Here is an 18,912-nt window from a genome sequence, read left to right on the forward strand (position 1 = left end):
ATCACACTTATTCACGGGCTGGCTATTTTTTCAGCTGGCTTATGAGGAGCGTTTTTTATGCAGTTGGTCCTCTCCTTGCTGCAACAGATGAGCGTCAGCCTGGTGATCGCCTATCTCTTCTCGAAAAGCCCGCTGCTGCGCCCGCTTGCCAACTATTCCGTGAGACTACCTCACAAGATACTGATATACATCATCTTTTCCAGCTTTTGTATCCTCGGTACCTATGTGGGCCTCGATATCGATGATGCCATCGCCAACACCCGGGCGGTCGGCGCCGTCTTGGGGGGATTATTGGGGGGGCCGCTGGTGGGCTTTCTGGTGGGGCTGACCGGCGGTCTGCACCGCTATACGCTGGGGGGATTTACCGATCTCGCCTGCGCCATCTCCACCACCTGTGAAGGGTTGCTCGGGGGCATAGTGCACTGGCGCCTGATGCGCTCGGGGAGAACAGATGCCCTGTTTGAACCGCGTATCGCCTTCTTTACCACTCTCTATGCCGAGATCATGCAGATGGTGATCATCCTGCTGGTGGCGACCCCGTTCGACAAATCCCTGCTGCTGGTGCGCACCATCGCCACCCCGATGATTCTGGCCAACTCCTGCGGCGCGGCGCTCTTTATCAGCATGATCCGCGACCAGCAGCGGATGTATGAGAAGTTCTCCCGGGTCTTCTCCGCCAAGGCGCTCAATATCGCCAACCGCACAGTGGGGATCATGAGTCAGGGCTTTACCCCACAGGCGAGCCACAAGATTGCCCGCATCATTCAGGAGGAGACAGGCGTGGGGGCGGTCGCCATCACGGACACCGAGCAGATCCTCGCCTTTATCGGCACTGGCGAAGATCACCATCTGCCGGGTACCCCCATCGCGTCAGCCATCACCATGCAGGCCATCGCCCAGAACAAGGTGCTGTTTGCCGATGGCAACAGCCAGCCCTATCGCTGCAGCCTCTCCCCCGCATGCCAGCTGGGCTCGGTGCTGGTGATCCCGCTGCAGGGGGACAAAGGAGTGATCGGTACCATCAAGCTCTACGAGCCGAAGAAGCGGCTGTTTCTCAAGATCAACCACACCTTGGGGGAAGGGATTGCCAACCTGCTGTCACAGCAGTTGCTGGCCGGTCGGCTGGAGCAACATCAGCGGCTGCTGGTGCAGTCCGAGTTGAAACTTATCCAGGCCCAGATCAACCCCCACTTTCTGTTCAACACCCTCAACACCATCAGTGCCATCACCCGGCGCGATCCGGACAAGGCGCGGGATCTGCTGCTGCACCTGTCGCTGTTCTTTCGCAAGAACCTCAAGCGACAGAGCGGCCTTGCGACCCTGCAGGAGGAGCAGGAGCACTGCCAATCCTATCTGGAGATCGAGCTGGCCCGCTTTGGCGATCGGCTGACGGTGATAAACGAGATCCCGCCCCATCTGGCCACACTGCACCTGCCCAGCTTCACCCTGCAACCGCTGATCGAGAATGCCATCAAACACGGCGTCTCGACCCTGCTGGAGCAAGGGCGCATTCGCCTCTATACCGATGAGAATCCCACCAGCGTCACTATCCATGTGGAAGATAATGCAGGCACCTGGCAAGCGCACCCCGCTGGCGACGGTCTGGGCATGACCATTGTCGATCGGCGACTGAAAAGCGCCTTTGGCGAGCGCTATGGCGTGACTATTGCCTGCGAGCCTGAGCAGTGGACCCGGGTCTCGATCACCATCCCCAAGGAGCAACCATGATCCGCACCCTGATTGTCGATGACGAACACTACGCCCGCGAAGAGCTGAGGCAGCAGCTGGCCTGCGATCCTGCCATCGAGATCGTGGGGGAAGCGGCCAACGCCATCGAGGCGCTGCCGCTTATTCAGCGCCTCAAGCCCGATGTGGTGTTCCTCGATATCCAGATGCCCAAGCTGAGCGGCATGGAGCTGGTCGCCATGCTCGACCCCCTGCCCCGCATCGTCTTTGTCACCGCCTTTGACGAATATGCCATTCAGGCATTTGAAGAGAACGCCTTCGACTACCTGCTCAAACCGGTGGAGCCCGCTCGGCTCGCCAAAACCCTCGCTCGCCTCAAGCAGGATATCTCCCCTCAGCCCATCGAGCGGCTGGCCCCCACTATAGAACATATTCCGGGCTATCTGCACAATCGGGTCAGACTGCTGCCCATCGCGCAGGTGGAGTATGCCTTCTCCGATCTGGGCGGAGTCCATGTGGCCTGTCAGGGCGAGCTGTTCCACACCCAGCTCACCCTCAAATCGCTGGAAGAAAAGAGTCCGCTGCTGCGCTGCCACCGCCAGTATCTGGTCTCCCCCAACGCCATCTTCGAGATCCGGCTGCTGGATAACCAGCTGGCAGAGATTGTCACCCCGAGCGGCGCCCGGGTGCCGGTCAGTCGTCGCTATCTAAAGGAGCTCAAAGATCAGCTGGGGCTGGACTGAGCCGCGGAGTGTGCGCCTGATCACAGCCGCCGACCGCTCGGCGCGCCAAAGCGCCGCTCGGGGAGTTTCACCTGCCAGTCAGGCGCAACCGTTTTAGACTCGCTCTGCACACTAAAAAATAACAATGCAGGAGCGTAGCAATGATCTGGTTCTTCCTCTGTGTCGGCTTACTTGTGGCCGGCTACTTCATATACGGCAAATTCATCGAACGGATATTCAGCCCGAAACCCGAGCTGAAAACCCCCGCCATCACCATGGCTGACGGGGTGGACTATGTCCCGATGTCGGACAAGAAAGTCTATCTGGTTCAACTGCTCAACATCGCAGGTGTCGGCCCCATCTTCGGCCCCATCCTGGGCGCCCTCTACGGCCCGGTCGCCATGCTCTGGATCGTCTTTGGCTGCATCTTCGCCGGTGCGGTACATGACTACTTCTCCGGCATGCTGTCGGTACGCGCCAAGGGGGCCTCGGTGCCAACCGTGGTCGGTGAGCATCTGGGCACCGCCGCCAAGCACTTCATGAACCTGTTTGCCGTGGTGCTGCTGATGCTGGTGGGCGTGGTATTCGTGCTGAGCCCGGCAGGGCTGCTCGCCAACCTCACCTCCACCGATCTGGTCTACTGGATTGTGGCAATCTTTGCCTACTACATCCTCGCGACCATAGTCCCCATCGACAAGATCATCGGTCGCTTCTATCCCATCTTCGGCGCCCTGCTGGTCTTCATGTCGGTCGGCCTCATCGTTGGCCTGATCGCCTCCGGCAAAGGCTTCTACAACACCGGGATGGACTTCTCCAACCTGCACCCGACCGAGCTGCCGCTCTGGCCGCTGCTGTTCATCACCATCGCCTGTGGCGCGGTATCAGGCTTCCACGCCACCCAGTCACCGCTGATGGCACGCTGCATGCAGAACGAAAAATCCGGCCGCTTCATCTTCTACGGTGCAATGATCGGTGAAGGGATCATCGCCCTTATCTGGTGCACCCTGGGTCTCTCCTTCTACGACAGCACCGAAGCGCTCAACGCTACCATGGCCAACGGCGGCCCGGCAGCCGTGGTACACGAAGTCTCCACCAGCCTGCTCGGCACAGTCGGCGGCATTCTGGCCATCCTCGGCGTGGTGATCCTGCCCATCACCTCCGGTGACACCGCGTTTCGCAGTGCTCGCCTGATCGTGGCGGACTTCCTGAAGATGACCCAGAAGCCGCTGGCCAAGCGTCTGCTGATCGCCATCCCCATGTTTATCCTTGGTTTCATCATCTCCAAGGCTGAATTCGGGGTGATCTGGCGCTACTTCGGCTGGGCCAACCAGACCACCGCCGTCATCATGCTGTGGGCTGCGGCTGCCTACCTCATCAAAGAGGGCAAGCTGCACTGGATCTGCACCATTCCCGCCATGTTCATGACTGCTGTGGTGATCACCTATCTGGCCAACGCCCCCATCGGGTTCGGGCTGGAGATGGGGACCTCCACCATCATCGGCCTGACTGCAACGGCGGCCATTACCGTGGCCTTCCTGATGAAGTTCCGCCAGCCGCTGGTCAGCAGTACCAGCGAAGGGTAAAAACAGCAAAAAATGCAGCGAAAGCAGCACAAAAAAGGCGCCTGATGGCGCCTTTTTTAATGACAAAAAGACTAATAATGCAACTATTGAATGGCTTCAGCTTCAATACAGCGAATAGCTTTAAGATTCCGGGCGAACTGACGATAAATGTGTGATTCTTAATTGCTTTCGTGCTTGTTGGAACCAATGATTAAGCTGTGCGTCATGCCAGTGGAGGTTATAAATGGCCCTTGATTATTTTGCACTTGGTCTGCTCGTCTTTGTCGGGCTGGTCATTTTTTATGGCGTCATCGTTATCCACGATATTCCTTACGAGATTGCCAAACATCGGAATCACCCTCATCAGGATGCCATTCACGTGGCAGGTTGGGTCAGCCTGTTTACCCTGCATGTGCTGTGGCCCTTCCTCTGGATCTGGGCAACCATCTATCGCCCCGATCGCGGCTGGGGCTTTAGCCAGCGGCTGCAAAAAGATGAAGAGGAGCTGGCGGCCCTCAAGCAGGAGTTGGCGGATCTGAAGAGCCGTATCAACACTATCGAACAGAGTGAGCAACAGGGATAAACCATGGACCTGCTACTGATCCTGACCTACACGGCGCTGTGTGTCGCCATATTCAAAATCTTCCGCATCCCGCTCAACAAGTGGACCGTCCCCACCGCAGCACTGGGCGGCGTGCTGCTCATCGGCACCCTGATCATGCTGATGAACTACAACCACCCCTACTCCGAGATGGCGCGCAACTACTACGTCTCCACCCCCATAGTGCCGCTGGTCAAGGGCCGGGTCGTTGAGGTGCCGGTACAAGCCAACCAGCCGGTGAAAAAAGGCGACGTGCTGTTTCGCCTCGATGACGAACCGTTCCGCCTGAAAGTGGATAGCCTCACCGCACGGGTCGAATCCAACCGCGAGCACCTCAAGTCCATCGAGGCGAGACTGCGCTCAGCCAGACTGGATCGAGATCGTGCCAGCGACCTGATGCGTCGTGGCGTGGGCAAGCAGCGTGACCTCGACGTCACCCAGGCCAACGTGGACGATATCGTGGCCCAGATTGACCAGCAGAAAGCCACCCTGAACGATCTGCAGGCCCAGCTGCTGGAAGCCAAATACCAGCAGTCACAAACCGTGGTCTATGCCCCGAGCGATGGTCATGTGGTGCAGCTGGCCCTGCGCCCCGGCATGATCGCCACCCCCTTCATGTATCGTCCTGTGATGACCTTCATCCACAAGGATGACACCGCCTATGTCGGCTGGTTCTGGCAGAACAGCATGCAGCGACTGGCGGTGGGTGATGAGGCCGAAGTGGTGATCGATGGCGTACCCGGCAAAATCTTCAAGGGCAAGGTGACCGCCGTGGTTCCGGCCATTGCAGCCGGTAACGTGCAGGCCAACGCCGGTCTGCTGGATCAGACCACGGCGGTGCGTCCGGGTCGCCTGCCGGTAGTCATCTCCATTACCGACCCCGAGTGGGCCAAGTATCAGATGATTGCCGGTGCCAGCGGGCAGGCTGCGGTCTACACCCAGTACTTCCACCATGTATCTGTGATGCGCAAAGTGCTGCTGCGCATGGCAAGCTGGATGAACTACATCTTCCCGTTCCATTGATCAGCAACCAAGCACCCTGCGGGTCGGCATCATGCCGGCCCGCTGTTTTTGTGGCAGCAAGCACCCTATAATGGCGCCACCCTGCGCCGCACCATGCCCAAACGCCACGCCCCCATGTTCGTTCTCAGACCCTATCAGACCGACGCCGTCAACGCCGTGATCAACCACTTTCGCAAACACCCGGATCCCGCCGTGGTGGTGCTGCCCACCGGGGCTGGCAAGAGTCTGGTGATCGCCGAACTGGCCCGCAAAGCGCGCGGTCGGGTGCTGGTGCTGGCCCACGTCAAGGAGCTGGTGGAGCAGAACCACGCCAAGTACGAGGCGTGGGGGCTCAAGGCCGACATATTTGCTGCCGGCCTGGATCGCAAGGAGGCAAACGCCCAGGTGGTGTTCGGCTCGGTGCAGTCGGTCGCCCGCAATCTGGCGGCCTTCGACGGGGCGTTTTCGCTGCTGATCATCGACGAGTGCCATCGGGTCTCGCTCGATGACGATAGCCAGTACCATCAGGTGATCGACCACCTCAAGGCCGCCAATCCCGCCCTCAAGATCCTCGGCCTCACCGCCACCCCCTATCGGCTCGGGCTGGGCTGGATCTACCGGCGCCACTACCACGGCATGGTCAAGAGCCACGGCGAGCGGCTGTTTGGCGACTGCGTGTTCGAGCTGCCCTTGCGCTTTATGGTCAAAAACGGCTACCTGACGCCGCCGCGCATGGTGGATGCCCCCATCGTTCACTACGACTTCAGCAAGCTGGTGGCGCGGGAGAATGGCCTCTTTAGCGAGGCGGATCTCAACGGCGAGCTCAAGCGGCAGGAGCGTGTTACACCCCATATCCTGAGTCAGGTGCTGGAGTATGCAGCCGACCGGCAGGGGGTGATGATCTTTGCCGCCACCGTCGAGCATGCCCGTGAAATTCACGGCCTGCTTGGCGCCAGAGGCCAGCAGGCAGCCCTTATCACCGGCGAAACGCCGGGGCCGGAGCGCGATGCCCTTATCAGCGCCTTCAAGGCGCGCGAGCTCAAGTTTCTGGTCAACGTGGCGGTGCTCACCACCGGCTTCGACGCCCCCCACGTCGATCTTATCGTGATGCTGCGCCCCACCGAGTCGGTCTCGCTCTATCAGCAGATCGTCGGGCGGGGCCTGCGCCTCTCGCCGGGCAAGGAGGATTGTCTGGTGCTCGACTATGCGGGCAACAACTTCAACCTGTTTGCCCCCGAAGTGGGGGAGCCTCGCCCCCACGCCGGTACCGAGCCGGTACAGGTGCCCTGCCCCGCCTGCGGCTTTGCCAACACCTTCTGGGGCAAAACCGACGAGGATGGCAAGGTGATCGAGCACTACGGTCGCCGCTGTCAGGGGCTGTTTGAAGATGATGAGGGCAACCGCGAGGAGTGCGACTACCGCTTTCGCGCCAAGATCTGCCCCGGCTGCGGTGCGGAGAACGACATCGCCGCCCGCCGCTGCCAGAGCTGCGATCAGCTGCTGGTGGACCCTGACGACAAGCTCAAAGAGGCGCTCAATCTCAAGGATTGCATGGTGATCCGCTGTGCGGGGCTAACCCTCACCGCAGGGCGCGGCAAACAGGGGGAGCGGCTGGAGGTGACCTACCACGATGAGGATGGATTGACCCTCAGTGAATACTTCGGATTTCACTCCCCGGGCGCACGGCGCTTGTTTCAACAGCACTTTGTGCGTCATCATTGGCCCGCCCCGGGGCTGGAGCCCGAATTTGCCACCCTGGCGAGCGTGCTGGCCGCGCAAAGCCAGTTCCGTCATCCGGATTTTGTCATCGCCCGCAAATCGGGTCGCTTCTGGCAGATAAAAGAGAAAATTTTTGATTATGAGGGCCGCTATCGTACCGCCAACTCGATGGCATGATGGCGACCGGCATACATGGCATGAATTGCATTACCCCCGTCGATCCCGCATCGGCTGGTTGAATTATCAGGGTCGGCACCACTGCCGGGCCCTTCGTCACGTTAGAGGATGTTATGCAGCGGCTGTTGATTGGTTTTTGTGCTCTCTTTTCTTCTCTGGCGGCTCATGCCGCCCCGCTGACGCCCCCTCAGGGTGGCCAGTACGCCATCATGGTGCAGGGCAATAACGGCGTCGAGTTCGCCCGCCACGCGGATCAAATGATCGCTCCAGCTTCCACCATGAAGGTGCTCACCGCGCTGGCGGCCCGCCTCGAGCTGGGTGCCGACTTCCGCTTCGCCACCGACATTCAGGCCCAACCCGGTGCCAAACAGGGTGACACCATCAACGGCGATATCTGGATCAACTTCGTCGGCGACCCCACCCTCTCCCGCATGGATCTGCTGGCCCTGTTCAAGCAACTCGGCGTCACCAGCATCAAGGGGAATGTCTACGTCAACACCGGCGCCTACAACGGCTACGAGCGCGGCAACGGCTGGTCGTGGGGGGATCAGACCCTCTGCTTCGCAGCGCCCGTCTCCTCGGTCATCATCGACAAGAACTGCGCCTACGGCACCATCAGTGCCACCCAAATTGGCAAACCGGCGGTGGGCAACGTGGCCACCGGCGTGCCCATCGGCATCGGTGCCGACAACGTGGAAGTGATGAGCTATGGCGACATGGCGCGCCAGTTCTGCGCACTGGAAGTAGACATGGCCAAGGGCAACTTCTACGAGCTCAAGGGCTGCATCACCCCGAATAAAGAGCCGCAGGGTCTGCGTTTCGCCATTCACGACGTGGAGGCTTGGGGCTGGGACAACATCCGCTGGGCGATGAACCGTGCCGGTATCAAGCATGATGGCCTGCTGCGGGTCACCCACAAGGCCCCTGAAGGGGCAGAGACCCTCGGCACCCACTATTCGGTCTCCCTGCCGGTGATGCTCGCCAAGATGCTGAAGAAATCGGACAACCTCTACGCCGATACCTTCCTCAAAACCGTGGGCCGTCACTACTACAACAAGCCGGGCAGCTATCGCAGTGGCACCATGGCGGTGCGCGCCATCCTGACCAAGAACGGGATCGATCTGGGCAACGCCACTCTGGCAGACGGCTCCGGTCTCTCCGCTCACAATCTCATCAGCGCCCGTCAGATGATGTCGGTGCTGAACTTCATCCAGAAAAATGATGCCGAACTTGGCCTGATCAAGCTGCTGCCAAGCTCCCAGGTGGATGGCACCCTGGCATGGCGCCGCAGCGTCACCGCCCCCATGATGAAGAACAAGGTGCACGCCAAGACCGGCACCATCACCGGCACCTCCAATCTGGTGGGCTTTATCGACACGGCGGGCGGCCAGCGCAAGGCGTTTGTGATGTTCCAGCGTGGCCTGTCCCAAGATCCGGCCACCCATGAGCGCTACCGTGCCAGCAAGGCGCCGTGGCCCTGGACTGTGTTCGAGAAGGGGGTGCTGGAGAGCATCTATCAGCAGCAGCCGATCCAGATCGCCGAGCCGCAGTGATGCCGCAATAGGCCCACTCGGATCAGGGTATCGATAATTTCGGCTTCAAGTCGCCACGAGGCAGGACTATGCTGTTGCCTGCCTCATATCAACGGCCATACATAAACGGCTTAAAAAACGGAGAGAAAATATGTTTGCAGTGATTTTTGGTCGCCCGGGTTGCCCCTACTGTGTCCGTGCCGTACAGATCGCCGAGCAGCTGACCGAACAGCGCGATGACTTCAAATTCCGCTACGTGGATATCCATGCCGAAGGGATCACCAAAGAAGATCTGGCCAAGAGCGCCGGCAAGCCGGTCAATACCGTGCCGCAGATCTTCCTGGATGAGCAGCACATCGGTGGCTGCACCGATTTCGAAGCCTACGCCAAAGCGAATCTGGGTCTCTACCAGTAATGCCTGCGGGTCATCCCGAGCGGGTTGACCGCCAGAGCATATAAAAAATCCGGCGCCATCAGGCGCCGGATTTTTTTATGGGCAACACGCACACATCATCCCCGATCAGGGAGTCACAGACTGGGCGGCAAAACGCGCAATGATGGGGTTGTGATCCGAGCTGTCGGTCGCCGGTGAACTCACCTCGACCAGATCCAGATTGCGGTAGTAAAGGTGATCCAGCGGGCGACCGAAGGCGGTGCGGCGCAAGTCAGGCACCGGCACGGCCTCTTGCAGCCCCAGCTCGTCCACCAGTTTGCTTAACCAGAACTGACGTTTGTCGCTCCAGGTATTGAAATCACCGGCCAGGATCACCGGCCCCTGATGGCGGCGCACCAAGGCAGTCAAATCGTTCAGCTGCTCGCGGAAGGTGGCCATCCCCAGCTCGAAATTGACCGCATGGATATTGATGACCATGACGCCGTCAGGATCGCCCTGCAGCGGATAGAGGCTCACCAGCCCGGATTTGGGAATGCGCAACAAAGGTTCGGGGGAGCGCACGCCACAGACGAACGCCTGCGGGGTCTTGGCCACAGTCATCACCCCGAACGAGACGCCGCCCTGGGTGAAGGCTTGCAGCTGTTGCCACTGGAAATCACCGGCGCGCAGCCAGTCGAGCATATCGGGACGGGTGGCCGACTCTTGCAGCAGCACCAGATCCTGCCCCTTGGCATAACTGTCCATCCCTTCACGCCAGTTTTTGCGCTGGCCCTTGTAGAGATTCCACACCGTCACCCCGAATTCACGGGGCAGCGCCGTGGTCGCCAACGCTACCAGCGGCGGACGCTGGCAGTCGAGTCCCGGCACAATCCCTTGAGCTGTGACCAGATGGTTCTGATCCGGCACCTCAAAACAGCCTACCAACCCCAGGGTCAGCAGGGAGGTGCCAAGAATGCGATAACTATTTTTCATTGGCTAACAACCGCCCGCCTTTGCTTTTTGTTGCGACCATCACAAACGTCATCCACGCCGACTAAGCTGATAGTCCCTGTTCCACCCAACCAGAAGGACCTTGTCTCATGGCGAAAGAACTTCGGTACAATGTGACGTTTTATGATCAACAAGGAAATTGTCATCAAGTGGAGCTGGCCACCGTCTATCAGATAAGACGGGACCCTCAATGCGATCTCTGCCTGTTTGACACCCTGCAATATGTGGGCTCGGAAGAGATGCTGGAACGCATGATACGGCAAAAAACCGGGCTTGAGCAGGAAATATCCATCATCAATGCCCGGCTGATTTAATCAGGCACTCACCGGAACCGGGCGGGATTTGCCCTGTTCGTCGATGGCGACATAGGTGAAGATCCCCTCGGTCACACAGTAACGCTGGGCATCGTTTTCCCGCAGTACCGGCTTGACCCACACCTCCAGCTTGAGCTTCATGGAGCTGCGGCCGATCTTCATGCAGCGGCCGTAGCAGCAGACCACATCACCCACCTTGACCGGACTGTGGAAGGTCATGCCTTCGACGGATACGGTACAAATACGTCCTTTTGCCAGCTCCTTGGCCATAATGCCCCCACCTATATCCATCTGGGACATGATCCAGCCACCAAAGATGTCGCCATTGGGGTTGGTATCGGCTGGCATTGCCAGGGTTCTCAGCAACAACTCCCCATCGGGGTGACGTTTTGTATCTACCATCATTACCGCCTCTCTCTCATGGATGGCGGCATGATAGGGGGCGATCACCCCCTTGGCAAACCTCAATTGCCCGAGGCGGCGAGCTCGGCAAACCAGTGGGCCGGATCGGGCCAGCGATAGTTGAATCCCATCTGCTGGCAAATCAGCTGACCGTCGATGGGCTGAAATTCACCAGCAGGCTCGATAAAGACCGGCACAGGCAGCCCCTGCTGGCGCGCCGCAAAGGGGTAGAACTGCTCGCGGCGCGGATGCACCGGCGCGCTCAGGTTGAAGACATCCCCGTCCTTGCCCCGCTCCAGCAGCAAGATGCAAGCCGCCACCACATCGTCCAGATGAACCAGATTGACCGACTGGGCGCCGCCATCGAGAGTCTTGCCCGCGAGGAAACGGCCGGGATGGCGATCCGGGCCATAAAGGCCGGAGGGGCGCACTATCATCACCGTCTCGAAACCGGCCGCCAGCACCGCCTGCTCCGCTGCCAGCATCCGCTCGCCACGGGCATGACGGGGTTGGGGCTCTTCCCCCTCCTGCTGTCCTGCGCCCCATACCGAGGTGGCGCTGACAAACAGCACCCGCCGGGTGCCATTCGCTTTGGCCAACGCGCAGGCCCTTGCCACCGCCTGCGGATAGTCATCGGTCTTGCTGGGAGGTACGCAGATCACCAGACTCTCGCAGGGGATGGGCCACTGCTCTTTTTGATCAGCGACGGGCATCTCGGCAGAAATCGTCAGCAGATAGGCAGCGATCCCCTCCCCCTGCAAACGGGCCGCTTTTTCGGCGCTGCTAACCGTCACCGCCACCTGCTTGCCAGCCGCCAACAGGGCTCGCGCCAGCGGCAGCCCCAGCCACCCCGCCCCCAGAATGCCGATCGTCCCGGCGATATGTTGTTCTGTCATCGTCCCTTCTCCTGCTTGACGCTATTTGCCTCGCAGCTTACCTGCCTTGGTCGGAAAAGGAAGCCTTGGCCAACTCTCCTACAGCCTACAGATAGACAAATGCCGCCAAGATGGCGGCATTTGTCTATCTGGTTCTGTGTCAGCTTCGTCAGCTTCTTATAAAGCCTTTTCTATAGCTCTTTCACCTTGCACGCTTGCTCTGAGCATCAGCAAAAAGGTAGCCACCAGAATCTCTGCTGATGGTTATGAATTCATCTTCATGTTCCCCGTCAAAAAAGGTGCATTCATACGAGGCGGATCGTTCTGCTTCAATTCTTATGCCCGTTACAGTTGCTGGGACTGCACTTCCAATGCTCATCGCAGCAAGTTCTTCCACTCTGGAAATATCAGACTCTAGCTCAGGAAGAATCGCCTCTGCATTACGCAAACAAGCTAAACGGTCTCTGCCTGAAGGGTACTCGACCCAAACAAGCAATCTCCCGATTTGAAATTCGTCACACTCTGGATATGACCCCAAGAGACTTAAAAGGCGATTAGTCATAAGCACCTAACAAATTTGTTCTGTGAAGTGAACCACTCTAACACAGACGTATTTATGAAAAACTTTCAATGCCTTAGTGCCATTCACCTTAAAATATGACCTCGATTAGAGTCGGAAATATGGATGCTTTTACTCTATAACGAGCCCGTCCCTACCCAAATGACTAAAAAAGCGGGCCATTGGCCCGCTTCGTTTTATGCCGAGTTAACCCAATCCTCACACCGGAGGATGGAAATGGCTGGCTTCGCGGGTAGCCATCTCCTCGTAGGTGGCCCACTTCTGCCACGCCACTTGTTGCGCCACCTGCATCAGCCGCTCAGCCTCCTCCGGATGGCTCTGGGCCAATACCCGATAACGGGTCTCCTCCTGCCGGTATTCAGCAAGGGGGATGGAGGGACGTAAGCTGTCGAGGCTGAAGGGGTTCTGCCCCGATCTGCGCAATACCGGGTTGTAGCGCATCAGCGGCCAGTGACCGGAGGCCACGGCCCGTTTTTGCTGGGTCAGGCCAAACTCCATGTCGATACCGTGGGCGATACAGTGGCTGTAGGCGATGATCAGCGACGGGCCCGGATAGGCCTCCGCCTCACGCAAGGCCTGCAGCGCCTGCTGCGGGTTGGCACCAAAGGCGATGCGGGCAACATAGACGTTGCCGTAGGAGATGGCTTGCAGCGCCACATCCTTCTTGGCCAGCGTCTTGCCCCCCGCCGCGAACTTGGCGACGGCACCGAGCGGGGTCGATTTCGACATCTGACCGCCAGTGTTGGAGTAGACCTCGGTATCCATCACCAGCACGTTCACATCGCGCCCGGAGGCGAGCACATGGTCGAGCCCCGATGAGCCGATGTCATAAGCCCAGCCATCGCCGCCGATGATCCAGACCGAACGGCGTACCAGCTGATCGATAAGCGACAGCAGCTCGCGGGCCTTGCCGGATTTCACCTCTTCCAGCCGCTCCCGCACTTGCGCCACCCGGGTGCGCTGGGCGCGGATCTCCGACTCCAGCCGCTGCGGGGCGCTAATCAGGGTATCGACCAGCTCGGCGCCCAGCTCCCCCTTCATCGCTTCGAGGGCCGCCACCGCCTGACCGTGATGCTGATCGGCGGTGAGACGAAAACCAAAGCCAAACTCGGCGTTGTCCTCAAACAGGGAGTTCGACCAGGCGGGCCCCTTCCCTTCGCCATTCTTGGCCCACGGCGTGGTCGGCAGGTTGCCGCCATAAATGGAGGAGCAACCGGTGGCGTTGGCCACCAGCATGCGATCGCCAAACAGCTGGGTCAGCAGCTTGAGATACGGAGTCTCGCCGCAGCCGGCGCAGGCACCGGAGAACTCGAACAGGGGTTCGAGGAACTGGGTGCCGCGCACCGTGGAGAAATCCACCCGCTCGCGGGCAGGCCACGGCAGGCTCTCGAACCAGCGCAGTGCCTGCTTCTGACCAGCCAGATGGGGGGCCTTGTCCATCATGGCGATGGCCCGCTCGCCTTCATGGCTCTCATCCGCTCCGGCCCGCACCGGACAGGCCTGCACGCACTGGCCGCAGCCGGTACAATCCTCCGGATAGAGCTGCAAGGTGTAGCGGCTGTCGGGGAAACCCTTGGCGGTGACGGGCACCGACTGCGCCGCCTCGGGGGCGGTTGCCAGCCAGTCCTGATGGTAGAACTTGGCCCGCAGCGCCGCGTGGGGGCAGACAAAGACGCAGTTGCCGCACTGGATGCAGATATCCGAATGCCAAATCGGGATCTCGCGGGCGATGTCCCGCTTCTCGAAGCGGCTGGTGGCAGTGGGGTAAGTGCCATCCACCGGCAGCATGGAGACAGGGATCAGATCGCCGCGCCCCGCCAGCATCTCGCCAGTGACCCGCTGGACAAACTCGCTGCCGCCGGGAGCCAATGGCAGCGGATAGTCGCTGATCTGCTCCTCACCGGCCGGGATGGCCACCTGATGCAGATGAGCCAGGGTGTCATCCACCGCCGCGAAGTTGCGCTCGACCACTTCGGGCCCCTTGCGGGCATAGCTCTTCTCGATGCTCTCCTTGATAAGGGCAATGGCCTCGTCCCGTGGCAGCACTCCGGCCAGGGCGAAGAAGCAGGTCTGCATAATGGTGTTGATGCGATTGCCCATGCCGTTTTGCTCGGCCACCCGATCCCCATCGATGCAGTAGAGCCGGATATTGAGGGCGCGAATACGGGCGCGCAGCCGCTCGGGCAGCTGGCCCCACACCTTGTCCGCCTCATAGGGAGCATTAAGCAGCAGGGTCGCCCCTTCGGCGGCGTGCTCCAGCAGATCGACCGACTCGACAAAACCCCACTGGTGGCAGCCGATAAAGCTCGCCTGCTCGATAAGCCAGGGGGCGTCGATGGGCTCAGGGCCAAAGCGCAGGTGGGAGACGGTGCGCGAGCCCGACTTCTTGGAGTCGTAGACGAAGTAGCCTTGGGCGTGGAACCCCTCCAGCTCGCCGATGATCTTGATGCTGTTCTTGTTGGCGCCCACCGTGCCGTCGGCGCCGAGGCCGAAGAAGAGCGCCCGCACCCGGCTGGCGGGCTCCAGATCGCCGATGGGGTGCCAGGCCAGACTGAGGCCAGACACATCATCGACAATCCCCACGGTAAAGCGCGGGCGCGGCGCATCAGAGGCGAGCTCCTCGAATACCGCCGCGCACATGGCGGGGGTGAACTCCTTGGAGGAGAGGCCATAGCGACCACCACTGAGCCAGGGCAGCCGCTTGATAAGCCCGCGCTGCAAACCGTCGATAAGGGCGCTCTGCACATCCAGCAGCAACGGCTCGCCGCCCGCCCCCGGCTCCTTGGTGCGATCCAGCACCGCCATGCGCCGCACGCTCTCGGGCAGCGCGTCGAGCAGCGCCTGTACCGGGAAGGGGCGATAGAGGCGAATGATAAGCACCCCGGTCTTGCGATCCTGTTGGTTGAGCCAATCCACGGTGGTGCGGGCGGTGGCCGCCCCCGATCCCATCAGCACGATGACGTCGGTGGCATCGGGCGCGCCGTGATATTCCACCAGCCGGTAGTGGCGGCCGGTCAGCTCGCCGAGGTTGTCCATGCACTGCTGCACCCGTGCCGGTACCGCTTCGTAGAAGGGGTTGACGCTCTCGCGGGACTGGAAATAGGTATCCGGGTTCTGGGCTGTGCCGCGCATCACCGGATGATCCGGGTTGAGCGCCCGCGCACGGTGGGCGCGTACCCAATCGTTGTCGATAAGTGCGCGAATTTCATCCCGATGCAGGGCGGTGATCTTGTTCACCTCGTGGGAAGTACGAAAGCCGTCGAAGAAGTGGATGAAGGGCACCCGGCACTGCAGGGTGACGCTGTGGGCGACCAAGGCCAGGTCCTGCGCCTCCTGCACCGAGCCGGAGGCGAGCATGGCAAATCCGGTGCTGCGCGCCGCCATCACATCCTGATGGTCACCAAAAATCGACAGCCCCTGCGCCGCCAGCGAACGGGCCGCCACATGGAACACCGCCGAAGTCAGTTCACCGGCGATCTTGTACATGTTGGGCAGCATCAGCATCAGCCCCTGACTGGCGGTGAAGGTGGTGGCCAGCGCCCCCGCCTGCAGGGCGCCGTGTACCGTACCGGCTGCTCCTCCTTCGCTTTGCATCTCCACCACTGTGGGAATGTTGCCCCACAGGTTGGTCTGCCCCTCCGCCGCCCAGGCATCGGCCAGTTCGGCCATGGTCGAGCTCGGGGTAATGGGGTAGATGGCACACACTTCACTCAGCTGGTACGCCACCCGGGCCGCGGCTTCGTTGCCATCGACCATGATCAGTTCATGTTTCATTGGGACTCCTCCGGTTGGCGCAGCTCGATGGCGTGACAAGGGCACTGGTCGTGACAGGCACCGCAGCCGGTGCAGCGCTCGGCATCCACCTGATAGCCTTTGCCCGGCCCCAGCTTGGCGATGGCCTGCTCGGGGCAACTGCCATAGCAGCCGTCGCACTCGAAGCAGTTGCCGCAGGAGTAGCAGCGCGCCGCCTCGTAGCGGGCGGCCACCTCATCCAGCCCACCGATGATCTCGCCAAAGTCATCCCGCGCCCACGCCGGTTTGACCGGCTGACTGCTGGCCGGGGCGTGGGTCTGGAACCAGAGTTGCAACTGCTCCGGCCCCACCAGCGGGTAGGAGAGCGGTTTGTGGTAGTGGCGACCGCGCAGCCAGGCATCCATGTGGCGCGCCGCCTTCTTGCCATGGCCGGTGGCGATGGTGACGGTGCGCTCGGAGGGCACCATGTCGCCGCCCGCAAACAGACCCGGCACATCCGTCATCAGGTTGCCTGCCACCTGCACCACTCCCTCCTTGTTGACCCGCACGCCGGGAATGCTCTCCAGCACGCTCAAATCAACCTCCTGACCGAGCGCCAGAATAAGGGAGTCCGCTTCGAGAGTTTCAAACTTGCCGGTGGGCACCGGCTTGCCCTCGACATCCAGCGCCATCACCTCCACTTCGATATTGGTGCTATCGAGCTGGCGGATGCTGCGCAGCCAGTTGATCTTGATCCCCTCCTCCTCGGCCTCATCGGCTTCAAAGGCGTGGGCCGGCATATGGTCCCGATCGCGGCGGTAGATGATCATTGCCTCTTCCACACCGAGGCGGCGGGCAGTGCGGGCCGCATCCATGGCGGTATTGCCACCCCCATAAATCGCTACCCGCCGTCCCAGTTTGGGTAGCGGCAAGCCCTGCTCTTCGGCCAGACTGGCCTGTTCGAGGAAGCTCACCGCATCGAGGATCTTGCCCGCTTCCCGAGCCGGAATATCGACCCGCTTGGCCAGATGGGCGCCGATGGCCATAAAGACGGCATCAAAGCCCCCCTCGTCACGCTCGCGCAGCACATCCTCCACCTTGTGGTTGAGGGTTAGCGTCACCCCGGCCGCCACGATACGGGCAACCTCCCGATCCAGCACATCGCGAGGCAGACGGTAAGCGGGAATACCGAAGCGCAGCATGCCGCCCGCCAGCGGCCCCGCTTCGCGGATCTCCACCTGATGGCCGAGCCGGTTGAGATGCCAGGCGCAGGAGAGGCCGGAGGGACCAGCGCCTATGACCAGCACCTTCTTGCCGCTGGCAGGGGCTGGTGGCGCAGGCTGCCAACCACGGGCCAGCGCCTCGTCGCCGAGGAAACGCTCTATGGCATGGATGGAGACGGATTCATCCACCTGCCCGCGGTTGCAGGCGCTCTCGCAGGGGTGATAGCAGACCCGGCCATGAATGGCGGGCAAGGGGTTCTCTTCGATCAGGGTCTGCCAGGCAGCCTCAAAACGGCCGGCCTGCGCCAAAGAGAGCCAGGCCTGGATATTTTCTCCGGCCGGGCAGGCGTGATTGCAGGGTGGCAGGGCCGGCCGCCAGACGGGTAGCCGGGTACGCACCGGGCCTGTTCCCGTTTTCAGGGAGAGATCCGGCAATGGGGTCATGTCCAGTTGTTTGCTCATACATTGCTTTCTTCTTTTTGTGTGACAGGCCCCACCCGATGGCGCTTGATACCGTGTAGCCGAGGCGGACGGTGGCCGGATGGGGAAGAAGCGAAAGCGTTAGAAACTGGGAACTGAGTCGATAATGGCCGCTTTTTTGTACTGATTAGCGAATCAGGATCAAAAAATGTTGCACTTTATGGTTCATAGAGACCAGAACGTGACTCAAGTAACATCTTCTCCAGCTGACCGCTGGCTTTCAGTTTGGCGAGCCCCCGATTGAAGGTTTTGATCAGTTCGTCAGCATTGGCGCGCTTGCGGCTGATCAACAGGTGACCTTCAACTTTCATCACGGGTTTTGAATGGGTTGCAAAGAGATCGACCGTGCTGGCCGGGTAGAACTGACGCAAGGAGTAGTAGCCAACATCTATGTTCTCCAGGGTCAGGTCGGCGCGGCCGGAGAGCAGCAGATCAAAGCTCTGGCGCAGCCGGGTGACGAACTGCACCTGCAGCGGCACCTGCGCGATGGCTGCAAAAAAATCTGCATTGTAGGTATAGCCACTGACCGCAGCCAGCTTGCGATCCGCCAGATCCTGATAGCCACGCCATTCCAGCGGATCTGACTTGAGATAGAACCAGACATAGGTCTCGCTCAGGATGGGATCGCTGTAGAGATGGGTTTTGCGCCGCTCGCTCGACTCATACCAGTGGACAGTGCCATCCACCACCCCCTCCTCCGACAAGCGAAAAGCCCGCTTCCAGGGCAAAAACTGGAACTTGACGCTCACCCCTTCACTCTTGAATGCCTCGCTCACTACATGAGGGATAAGCCCCTGATATTTCAGCGTCTCGGAGCAGTAAGGGGGATACTCTCCCGTGGTCAGGGTCAGCTCCTGCGCCCAGAGCCCGTGGCAAAAAAGGCTCCCCGCCAGCAACCAGCTTATTTTCATCCCGATGCCC

The 18,912-nt window shown here is 60.5% G+C and carries 16 protein-coding genes; 9 read left to right on the forward strand and 7 right to left on the reverse strand.

All coding sequences use genetic code 11. The features are described from left to right. The first annotated feature begins 57 nt into the window (after positions 1–57). The 8 genes from AB5Y76_RS05995 (at position 58) to AB5Y76_RS06030 (ending at position 9,416) form a co-directional block, all read left to right on the forward strand. Positions 58–1,728 carry a sensor histidine kinase gene (locus tag AB5Y76_RS05995; protein WP_263717617.1) on the forward strand — a complete coding sequence of 557 codons (1,671 nt, stop codon included), beginning with the start codon at positions 58–60 and terminating at the stop codon, positions 1,726–1,728. Next, positions 1,725–2,429, forward strand: a complete 705-nt coding sequence (btsR, locus tag AB5Y76_RS06000; protein ID WP_005350523.1) for a two-component system response regulator BtsR — start codon at positions 1,725–1,727, stop codon at positions 2,427–2,429. The genes AB5Y76_RS05995 and btsR overlap by 4 nt, the downstream gene beginning before the upstream one ends. A gap of 140 nt (positions 2,430–2,569) precedes the next feature. Next, complete coding sequence (locus AB5Y76_RS06005) at positions 2,570–3,991, forward strand: carbon starvation protein A (protein ID WP_005350521.1); 1,422 nt, start codon at positions 2,570–2,572, stop codon at positions 3,989–3,991. A 223-nt stretch (positions 3,992–4,214) separates the two neighbouring features. Continuing rightward, positions 4,215–4,553: a DUF3302 domain-containing protein gene (locus tag AB5Y76_RS06010; RefSeq protein WP_005337862.1), complete on the forward strand. Its 339-nt coding sequence runs from the start codon at positions 4,215–4,217 to the stop codon at positions 4,551–4,553. 3 nt (positions 4,554–4,556) lie between these two features. Then, positions 4,557–5,594, forward strand: coding sequence for an HlyD family secretion protein (locus AB5Y76_RS06015; RefSeq protein ID WP_258720992.1), 1,038 nt, complete (start codon positions 4,557–4,559; stop codon positions 5,592–5,594). Positions 5,595–5,708: 114 nt separating this feature from the next. Then, a complete protein-coding gene (locus AB5Y76_RS06020; RefSeq protein WP_263717679.1) occupies positions 5,709–7,469 on the forward strand; it encodes a DEAD/DEAH box helicase in 1,761 nt (586 codons plus the stop codon). Positions 7,470–7,582: 113 nt separating this feature from the next. Further along, entirely contained in the window at positions 7,583–9,022 is a 1,440-nt protein-coding gene (dacB, locus tag AB5Y76_RS06025) for a D-alanyl-D-alanine carboxypeptidase/D-alanyl-D-alanine-endopeptidase (protein WP_263717616.1), read from the forward strand. Between the two features lie 97 nt (positions 9,023–9,119). Further along, positions 9,120–9,416, forward strand: a complete 297-nt coding sequence (locus AB5Y76_RS06030) for a GrxA family glutaredoxin (RefSeq protein ID WP_223849348.1) — start codon at positions 9,120–9,122, stop codon at positions 9,414–9,416. Positions 9,417–9,521: 105 nt separating this feature from the next. Here AB5Y76_RS06030 and AB5Y76_RS06035 read toward each other — a convergent pair whose 3' ends face one another. Then, positions 9,522–10,367: an endonuclease/exonuclease/phosphatase family protein gene (locus tag AB5Y76_RS06035; protein WP_005350508.1), complete on the reverse strand. Its 846-nt coding sequence runs from the start codon at positions 10,365–10,367 to the stop codon at positions 9,522–9,524. A 107-nt stretch (positions 10,368–10,474) separates the two neighbouring features. On the opposite strand from AB5Y76_RS06035, the gene AB5Y76_RS06040 reads away from it, so the two are divergent. Then, positions 10,475–10,699: a hypothetical protein gene (locus AB5Y76_RS06040; RefSeq protein ID WP_005337874.1), complete on the forward strand. Its 225-nt coding sequence runs from the start codon at positions 10,475–10,477 to the stop codon at positions 10,697–10,699. Here AB5Y76_RS06040 and yciA read toward each other — a convergent pair whose 3' ends face one another. The 6 genes from yciA to AB5Y76_RS06070 form a co-directional block, all read right to left on the reverse strand. Beyond that, positions 10,700–11,104 (reverse strand): acyl-CoA thioester hydrolase YciA, encoded by a 405-nt coding sequence (gene yciA, locus AB5Y76_RS06045; protein WP_005337875.1) that lies wholly within the window; start codon positions 11,102–11,104, stop codon positions 10,700–10,702. Positions 11,105–11,163: 59 nt separating this feature from the next. Then, positions 11,164–11,997, reverse strand: coding sequence for an NAD-dependent epimerase/dehydratase family protein (locus AB5Y76_RS06050; protein WP_263717615.1), 834 nt, complete (start codon positions 11,995–11,997; stop codon positions 11,164–11,166). Between the two features lie 181 nt (positions 11,998–12,178). Next, the gene (locus tag AB5Y76_RS06055) at positions 12,179–12,538 is read right to left on the reverse strand and encodes a hypothetical protein (RefSeq protein ID WP_156128786.1); all 360 of its coding nucleotides are present in this window, start codon (positions 12,536–12,538) and stop codon (positions 12,179–12,181) included. Between the two features lie 216 nt (positions 12,539–12,754). Beyond that, positions 12,755–16,330: a pyruvate:ferredoxin (flavodoxin) oxidoreductase gene (gene nifJ, locus AB5Y76_RS06060; protein WP_263717614.1), complete on the reverse strand. Its 3,576-nt coding sequence runs from the start codon at positions 16,328–16,330 to the stop codon at positions 12,755–12,757. Further along, entirely contained in the window at positions 16,327–17,973 is a 1,647-nt protein-coding gene (locus AB5Y76_RS06065) for an NAD(P)-binding protein (protein WP_263717613.1), read from the reverse strand. Before AB5Y76_RS06065 ends, nifJ begins: the two co-directional genes overlap by 4 nt. A 176-nt stretch (positions 17,974–18,149) precedes the next feature. Further along, positions 18,150–18,902, reverse strand: coding sequence for an ABC transporter substrate-binding protein (locus tag AB5Y76_RS06070; protein WP_005337880.1), 753 nt, complete (start codon positions 18,900–18,902; stop codon positions 18,150–18,152). Positions 18,903–18,912 lie beyond the last annotated feature (10 nt).

The organism is Aeromonas sp. R1-2 (assembly GCF_040908505.1).
GTDB lineage: Bacteria > Pseudomonadota > Gammaproteobacteria > Enterobacterales > Aeromonadaceae > Aeromonas > Aeromonas veronii.

Excerpts from the sequence above, each read along its gene's own strand:
- AB5Y76_RS05995 (WP_263717617.1), top strand. The coding sequence starts at position 58 with ATGCAGTTGGTCCTCTCCTTGCTGCAACAGATGAGCGTCAGCCTGGTG.
- btsR (WP_005350523.1), top strand. The coding sequence starts at position 1,725 with ATGATCCGCACCCTGATTGTCGATGACGAACACTACGCCCGCGAAGAG.
- AB5Y76_RS06005 (WP_005350521.1), top strand. The coding sequence starts at position 2,570 with ATGATCTGGTTCTTCCTCTGTGTCGGCTTACTTGTGGCCGGCTACTTC.
- AB5Y76_RS06010 (WP_005337862.1), top strand. The coding sequence starts at position 4,215 with ATGGCCCTTGATTATTTTGCACTTGGTCTGCTCGTCTTTGTCGGGCTG.
- AB5Y76_RS06015 (WP_258720992.1), top strand. The coding sequence starts at position 4,557 with ATGGACCTGCTACTGATCCTGACCTACACGGCGCTGTGTGTCGCCATA.
- AB5Y76_RS06020 (WP_263717679.1), top strand. The coding sequence starts at position 5,709 with ATGTTCGTTCTCAGACCCTATCAGACCGACGCCGTCAACGCCGTGATC.
- dacB (WP_263717616.1), top strand. The coding sequence starts at position 7,583 with ATGCAGCGGCTGTTGATTGGTTTTTGTGCTCTCTTTTCTTCTCTGGCG.
- AB5Y76_RS06035 (WP_005350508.1), bottom strand. The coding sequence starts at position 10,367 with ATGAAAAATAGTTATCGCATTCTTGGCACCTCCCTGCTGACCCTGGGG.
- AB5Y76_RS06040 (WP_005337874.1), top strand. The coding sequence starts at position 10,475 with ATGGCGAAAGAACTTCGGTACAATGTGACGTTTTATGATCAACAAGGA.
- yciA (WP_005337875.1), bottom strand. The coding sequence starts at position 11,104 with ATGATGGTAGATACAAAACGTCACCCCGATGGGGAGTTGTTGCTGAGA.
- AB5Y76_RS06050 (WP_263717615.1), bottom strand. The coding sequence starts at position 11,997 with ATGACAGAACAACATATCGCCGGGACGATCGGCATTCTGGGGGCGGGG.
- AB5Y76_RS06055 (WP_156128786.1), bottom strand. The coding sequence starts at position 12,538 with ATGACTAATCGCCTTTTAAGTCTCTTGGGGTCATATCCAGAGTGTGAC.
- nifJ (WP_263717614.1), bottom strand. The coding sequence starts at position 16,330 with ATGAAACATGAACTGATCATGGTCGATGGCAACGAAGCCGCGGCCCGG.
- AB5Y76_RS06065 (WP_263717613.1), bottom strand. The coding sequence starts at position 17,973 with ATGAGCAAACAACTGGACATGACCCCATTGCCGGATCTCTCCCTGAAA.
- AB5Y76_RS06070 (WP_005337880.1), bottom strand. The coding sequence starts at position 18,902 with ATGAAAATAAGCTGGTTGCTGGCGGGGAGCCTTTTTTGCCACGGGCTC.